Annotated in this window: 7 protein-coding genes and 1 pseudogene; 6 read left to right on the top strand and 2 right to left on the bottom strand. The window is 56.5% G+C overall.

All coding sequences use genetic code 11. The features are described from left to right. Positions 1 to 174: 174 nt before the first annotated feature. Both GFM02_RS35365 and GFM02_RS33345 read left to right on the top strand, forming a co-directional pair. Positions 175 to 399, top strand: a pseudogene (locus GFM02_RS35365) (LysR substrate-binding domain-containing protein); the annotation flags it as partial. Positions 400 to 538: 139 nt separating this feature from the next. Continuing rightward, positions 539 to 1,072 carry a GNAT family N-acetyltransferase gene (locus GFM02_RS33345; protein ID WP_168324068.1) on the top strand — a complete coding sequence of 178 codons (534 nt, stop codon included), beginning with the start codon at positions 539 to 541 and terminating at the stop codon, positions 1,070 to 1,072. Positions 1,073 to 1,250: 178 nt separating this feature from the next. On the opposite strand, the gene GFM02_RS33340 is transcribed toward GFM02_RS33345, so the two are convergent. Continuing rightward, positions 1,251 to 1,820 (bottom strand): pyridoxamine 5'-phosphate oxidase family protein, encoded by a 570-nt coding sequence (locus GFM02_RS33340; RefSeq protein ID WP_168324067.1) that lies wholly within the window; start codon positions 1,818 to 1,820, stop codon positions 1,251 to 1,253. Positions 1,821 to 1,914: 94 nt separating this feature from the next. Then, positions 1,915 to 2,619, bottom strand: coding sequence for an SDR family oxidoreductase (locus GFM02_RS33335; RefSeq protein ID WP_168324066.1), 705 nt, complete (start codon positions 2,617 to 2,619; stop codon positions 1,915 to 1,917). Positions 2,620 to 2,735: 116 nt separating this feature from the next. On the opposite strand from GFM02_RS33335, the gene GFM02_RS33330 reads away from it, so the two are divergent. From GFM02_RS33330 to GFM02_RS33315, 4 genes are all read left to right on the top strand, one after another. Continuing rightward, on the top strand, positions 2,736 to 3,623 hold the full coding sequence (locus tag GFM02_RS33330; protein ID WP_168324065.1) for a LysR substrate-binding domain-containing protein: 888 nt from the start codon (positions 2,736 to 2,738) through the stop codon (positions 3,621 to 3,623). Between the two features lie 125 nt (positions 3,624 to 3,748). Then, positions 3,749 to 3,991, top strand: a complete 243-nt coding sequence (locus tag GFM02_RS33325; protein WP_168324064.1) for a hypothetical protein — start codon at positions 3,749 to 3,751, stop codon at positions 3,989 to 3,991. Between the two features lie 231 nt (positions 3,992 to 4,222). After that, complete coding sequence (locus tag GFM02_RS33320) at positions 4,223 to 4,672, top strand: hypothetical protein (RefSeq protein ID WP_168324063.1); 450 nt, start codon at positions 4,223 to 4,225, stop codon at positions 4,670 to 4,672. Continuing rightward, positions 4,673 to 5,509 (top strand): hypothetical protein, encoded by an 837-nt coding sequence (locus GFM02_RS33315; protein WP_168324062.1) that lies wholly within the window; start codon positions 4,673 to 4,675, stop codon positions 5,507 to 5,509. It begins immediately after the preceding gene. The last annotated feature ends 491 nt before the right edge of the window (positions 5,510 to 6,000 follow it).

Raw genomic sequence — 6,000 nt, 5'->3', positions numbered from 1 at the left:
CAGATCATGAAAGACGCTATTGTCGTGCCGCACGGTGTTGCTCCTCTTTCGTGTCCGGGAACGTCGCCAAACGCTCGAACATGAGTAGAATCAACACCGTGCACCATGTCCACTAAATTTAAACCGGGCAGCAGTGGCTCGAGGCCTGGGATGACGGAGGGTGGGGCGCCGCCGAGCACCCTGGAGCCGCTCATCTATCTCGCGGAGCGATCTTTCGGGATCACCTGTCTTCCGGCATTTGCCGTGGCCTCCGAGGTTGCTGAGGGCTACCTGGTTTCGCTGGATGATTATCTGGCGGACACCGGGACGTTTCGGGTCCTCTGGCCGACAAACAGATATCTTTCCCCCAAGGTTCGGGTGTTCGTTGACTACATGGCCACTAATCTGTTCTCCGGGTGATGGCTCCGATCGCTGGGCGAAGCGCTTGTCTGCCTTCGCGGCTCCTGGCGCATTGCGACGGCTTTGCGCCAGGGATCTGCCGTTGCTAAGGTCGCAATGGCGTTTAAAGTAGGTGCGGCGGATCAAGCGGGAACCCAAAGTGATTGAGACGACGCGCCTGAAATTGCGCCATTTCGCCGACCATCACCGATCACCATTTGCCGAGATGCACGCCGATCCAGAAGTGATGGCGGATCTCGGCGGCCCAATCGACAATGTCGAGAGCGACCTCAAATTTGCCCGCTACCTCGCCGCACAAGCCGAACATGGAGTCGCGCGATGGGCTGTGGAAGACGTGAATGGCAATTTCCTAGGCTATTGCGGGGTGATGCCGCGGATGGACCCAAAACATCCGCTGGGTTCCCACTACGAAGTGGGTTGGCGATTCCGACGAGCGGCATGGGGAAATGGCTACGCTTTCGAGAATGCCAGAGCAGCCCTCTCTCACGCGATCCATGATATCAGGCTAGACCAAATCGTCTCATACACCGGTGGTGACAACCTCCGCTCCCAAAGTGTGATGCGGAAGCTCGGACTTGTCCGCGATTCATCGCGAGATTTCACGATACGAACGTCTCGACCTTGGCAGGGATTAGTATGGTTGGTTCCAGTCGGGTCTTGGCCGCGTTCTTGATGGCCACGTCGGATCGACAGCGGCCGAAGTGTCTCGACAACGTCCCGCCATTTGCGGACCTCTGAACAGATTGGGGAAAAACCTACAGTTCCGGAACAGTCGCGCAACCTCCGGACGTTCGAAATCCCGACCGACCTACCGCAAAGGCTGATAGCTGTTCATCCACATCGTCTGGCGTTCAGGGATTGACCCAGCGGGAGGAGGTCAGCGCGCCCAGATTGTCGTAGGCAAAGACTGCGCGTCGGTTGTCGGCGTGGCGCAGCTGGAACCAGTCCAGCGTCTCGGCCCGGAAGATCAGCACCCCGAAGAAGGCCTGTCCATCGGCCTCTGCGGCCGTACTCTCGCTTGCCGGCCGTTCGCCGATGTCGTCGCCCGGCGGCCCGCCCATATAGGTGCTGCGCGTCGATCGCGGCAGCAAGCTCCAGGCCTCCGCCGCGCGTTCGCTTGCCGGTCCATTGAGTTCGGCCGATCCCTGAAGGCGAAGCTGCACTTTCGGTTGCGGCCCAAAGCCGAGGATGGTGACCAAAGGATTGGCCGATATTTCCTGCCATTTCGGGCTTCTGACATCCGTATGGATTTCCAGGACGCGTCGCGCCACATCCACGCGCCGCAGCACCACCATGCGGGCTTGGGGCCGGCCGCCGGCGTCGACCGAACAGAGGTTCAGGTAGCGGAAGGCTGACTGCGGATCAGCGGCAGCAGTTTCGAGTTCGGCCCAGGCCGATGCATCGACCTCGGCGAGGGTCACTGTGCCGCCTCCGCCTCAGCCTTCTTCATCTCGCCGGCCTTGACGTTCCAGTTGAAGCACATCGCTGTTCTCCTTGGCGTTGAGAGCGATCCCGTCAGACGGACCGGGTAAGGCCGCCGTCGATCCTGAGACTCTGGCCGGTGATATAGCCAGCCCCTTCGGAAACCAGGAAGGAAATTGTCGCGGCCACTTCGGCGCTGGTGCCGTAGCGCTTCATCGGCACGCTGTCGCGGCGCTCGTCCGTCGCCGGCAGGCTGTCGATCCAGCCTGGCAGCACGTTGTTGATGCGGATGCCGTCGCCCGCATAGGTATCGGCGTAAATCTTGGTGTAGGCGGCAAGCCCGGCGCGGAAGACGGCCGAGGTCGGGAACATCGCCGACGGTTCGGACACCCAGGCAGTGGAGATATTGACGATTGCGCCCGACTTCTGCGCCTGCATGATCGGCGTGACCAGCCGAACCGACCGGATGACGTTCATCAGATAGACGTCGAGGCCGGTATGCCACTGTTCGTCGGTGACCTCAGTGATCGGCGCACGCGGGCCGTGGCCGGCGCTGTTGACGAGCACGTCGACACGGCCCCATTTCTCCATCGTGGCGTCGACCAGGCGCTTGAGGTCGTCGTTGGACTGGTTCGAGCCGGTGACGCCGATGCCGCCGAGTTCGGTGGCAAGCGCCTCGCCCTTGCCTGACGAGGACAGGATGGCGATCTTGAAGCCATCGGCCGCCAGCCGCTTGGCGGCTTCCGCACCCATGCCGCTGCCGCCAGCCGTAATGATCGCTACCTTTTCTACTGTCATCGTCGCTCTCTCTACTCGATTTGCACCCATTGCCGGGCTTCCATCCTTCGAATACCATGGGCTTCAAGCGGGAGCGAACCAGTTTTCGTGAAATGTCCCAGTAGAAAAACTATCGAATGTCCATGCTGATCGGCAATCTTCCATCCCTCAACGGCCTCAAGGCCTTCGACGTGGCAGCGCGTCATCTGAACTTCCGGCTCGCGGCCGAAGAGCTCGGCGTCACCCAGGGAGCCGTCGCCCAGCACGTGCGAGGGCTTGAGGCGGAACTCGGGGTGACATTGTTCGAGCGCCTGCCGAAGTCTTTGGTGCTGACGGGCGAGGGGCGAAGCTACGTCGCGGACGTCCGGCGTGCCTTCGAATTGCTCGCAAACGCGACGGCGAACCTGAAACCCCAGCCGGTCAAACTGGTGGTCAGCACGACACCGACCTTCGCCTCGAGATGGCTGATCCCGCGTCTTCCTGATTTCACCTCGAGACATCCCGATCTCGATCTCCACATCCTGGCGACGGACCGCATTTCCAGCTTCCAGGCAGACGGCGTCGATCTCGCCGTCCGCTATGGCAGCCCTCCCTTCGGTCCCGGCCTCGCCGCCGAACTGCTGTTCGAGCAGGAGATTATTGCCATCTGCAATCCGAGCCTCGTCGCCGAGGGAGCCGAGCCTCAGAACGCGGAAGAACTCTCGCACTATACGCTGCTTCACGATGCCCATAATTCCTGGCCCGAATATATCGATCGCTTCCTCGGCGGCGGCGATCCCACGCTGTTTCGGGGCATCAGCTTCTCGCAGACATCGCACGCGATCGAAGCTGCCATCGCCGGACAGGGCATCGCCGTGGCGACCCGCGCTTTCGTCTCGACCGAGATCGAGGCGGGCAGGCTGAGGCAAGTCTTCGACGGCGCCCTCAAAACGCGGTCGCACGTCTATCTGGTGAAGCCGCGATATCGGAAGTCCGGAGCGGTCGAAAAACTGCAGGACTGGCTGCGGTCAAAGGTGCAGGTCTGATGGTCGGATTACGACACCTCTTCATCAAGTGGGACCATTTGACTTCTAGACCCGATCGCTCGGCAGATAAGACTTGTCGCCGCCCGAACCACCGTCCGCACGGCAGCTTTTAAAGGAGAGATTTATTGCGACAGCTCGGTTTGGTCATGATGCTGCTCGGCTTGGCTGGAACCGTGATCGGTTACCTCGGCTCGGTGTCGCCGTGGGCCTTGGATTTTAATCTTTGGCTCAATCCCAATTTTCTCCTGGAAGGTTCTTATCCGGAATGGGGATTTGTGTACTTGCTTGTGTGGTCCTTCGTTTTTTGGATTTTCGGCGCTCTTCTTCGCAACCCTCGGCCGTCGCGCAAGAGTGGGCGCAAGCTTTAACGAAACGATACCTCATCATCAAATGATGGGCAGCTATCGGCGCTTTCCGAAGTCGGTAGTCGTCCACTTTCGGCCCAAAGCGGATAATGAATGCCACCGCAGATTGATGATGGCATGTGCTCGATAGAGACCTTGAGAGTCCTGAGGGTCGCCGCGTGCGGTCAGCTTGACTGACTGCAGGAATTGCATAGTGATGGTGTGATTCAGGGATCGCGTTCAGGACGTTACACAATGACAATCGTGCATACTAAAGAAAATCTCATCAACACTATAGAGAAGAAAACTAAGGAAATTTGGGATGAGCACGAGAAACCTTGGCTGCTTTCGGACGTTGAGCCGTTTCTAAAAAGAGAGGGTTTCTCATATAAAGACCTGATCGCACCGTTGACTCTGAAGAAGTTTGCGGCCGGTTTGGACGGTAAGGTCAAAGTAGTGCAGCACTCGTCTCGAAGAGCGCGCGTTGGCATTATACCCGCAGACAAGACCTACTCGTTCGATGGAGAGATACCGGCTGCTACGACGACTCCTGACCGGGAAGTTTCTACAAGCCGCCCGCACTCGCGTAGCACCAAATATGCGGTTATTAATTTCCTGCATGCCATTTCTACACTCGACGAGGCAGACCTCGACAAGATTATCATTCCGACCAGTGTATTGGCTAAGCTTGTAAAAGATAAATAAATGACGTTTCACTTCCTGATCGTCACGACGTCCGAAGACGTCCACCGCCATGTCGGCGTTAAAAAGCTGAACATCATTCCAAAAGATGTCAGGGATAATTTCCCAGACCTCTTTAGCAGTTGCAACGTCGCTTCGATCATTATCGAGCCTGAGAAAAATGCCGTCTCGGTTCTCATCGATTATTTATCTCAAGATATTGATGGACGGACCGGCGTGCTGCTCCTTGTCGAAGATAGTCTTTCTTACGTGTCAAAAATATTAGGCACGGGTTTTTTTATCTCGTTCTATGATCCTGGGCTCGGTGGAAAAAATATCCAGAACTATTTTGGGATGGTGACACCAAAGCTGACAAAGGCGTTCGCATATTTTGCGAGAAAGTTCGACAACGAAACTTTCCGCAAAATGTGCATTCTTCCGATCAGGAATTTTAAATCTCAGGAGTTGGCCGACTTTAACAACATCTTCATCTCGGGAATTCAGCCGAAGGGCTTCGAGGATCAGGTCGACTCGTATTTCAAGAAAATGAGGCAACGGCAGAAGCCGAAAACGACGAGTAACCGAGATGATCAATATTATGTCGACGATAACGAGCGATATTTTTCTTACGGAAAAGAAGAGCACTCGTTACCGGAAACGAAGATGCCGCCTCACGAACATACATGCAGCTTGAACGCGTGGCTTAGGTTCGGAAAAAAATACGATCACGTCCGACACTTCAATGTATCCAACGAGACGGGCACAATCGGCGGTGATTTTTCGAATTGTCACGGCGAAGTGACGACAGTGAAAGGTGGCAGGAAACACGTGAACATGTTTCCGAACGACAATCTGCCATAAACGGCAACGGGGAGTGTACCGAGTACGCTCCCCGTTTAATCGATTGTCTATGTGGACTTTCACTTCACAGCTGCGGTAAAACCAGATCACGACCGATGGCCGCTGTTCCAGAGAACCGACACAGACACTTGGCGAAACGATACCTAAAAAGATAGGCTACATCATAACGCATGAAGTGACACTAGACATTATCATTTATGCGACGCACACTAAAAAATGTCAACGACATTCGCACGCGACGACAAACACGATGTCCTGTTGGGGACAACATAGTAACGACAGCGTAAATTTCAAGATCGCGATCGAACGCACAATGCGACGCGATAATTAATTGGCCGTCGTCTGACCGTTGCAACGACAGAGATAACTATAGCCACTGAGACCTGCCACGATGACCGCTGTTGGCGCCTTCCGGAAGCGGCGATGGCTTGGCCTGACCGGAGTCGTGGGTATCGCCTTCAGTCGCGAAAATCGCACCACGCTTCCTTCGC

Origin of the sequence: Rhizobium leguminosarum bv. viciae (assembly GCF_012276115.1) — a bacterium.
Taxonomy (GTDB): Bacteria; Pseudomonadota; Alphaproteobacteria; order Rhizobiales; family Rhizobiaceae; genus Rhizobium; species Rhizobium leguminosarum_T.
This window is presented reverse-complemented; position numbering and strand designations above follow the sequence as displayed.

Coding starts and splice junctions, on each gene's coding strand:
- GFM02_RS33335 (WP_168324066.1), bottom strand. CDS start 2,619: ATGACAGTAGAAAAGGTAGCGATCATTACGGCTGGCGGCAGCGGCATG.
- GFM02_RS33330 (WP_168324065.1), top strand. CDS start 2,736: ATGTCCATGCTGATCGGCAATCTTCCATCCCTCAACGGCCTCAAGGCC.
- GFM02_RS33320 (WP_168324063.1), top strand. CDS start 4,223: ATGACAATCGTGCATACTAAAGAAAATCTCATCAACACTATAGAGAAG.
- GFM02_RS33315 (WP_168324062.1), top strand. CDS start 4,673: ATGACGTTTCACTTCCTGATCGTCACGACGTCCGAAGACGTCCACCGC.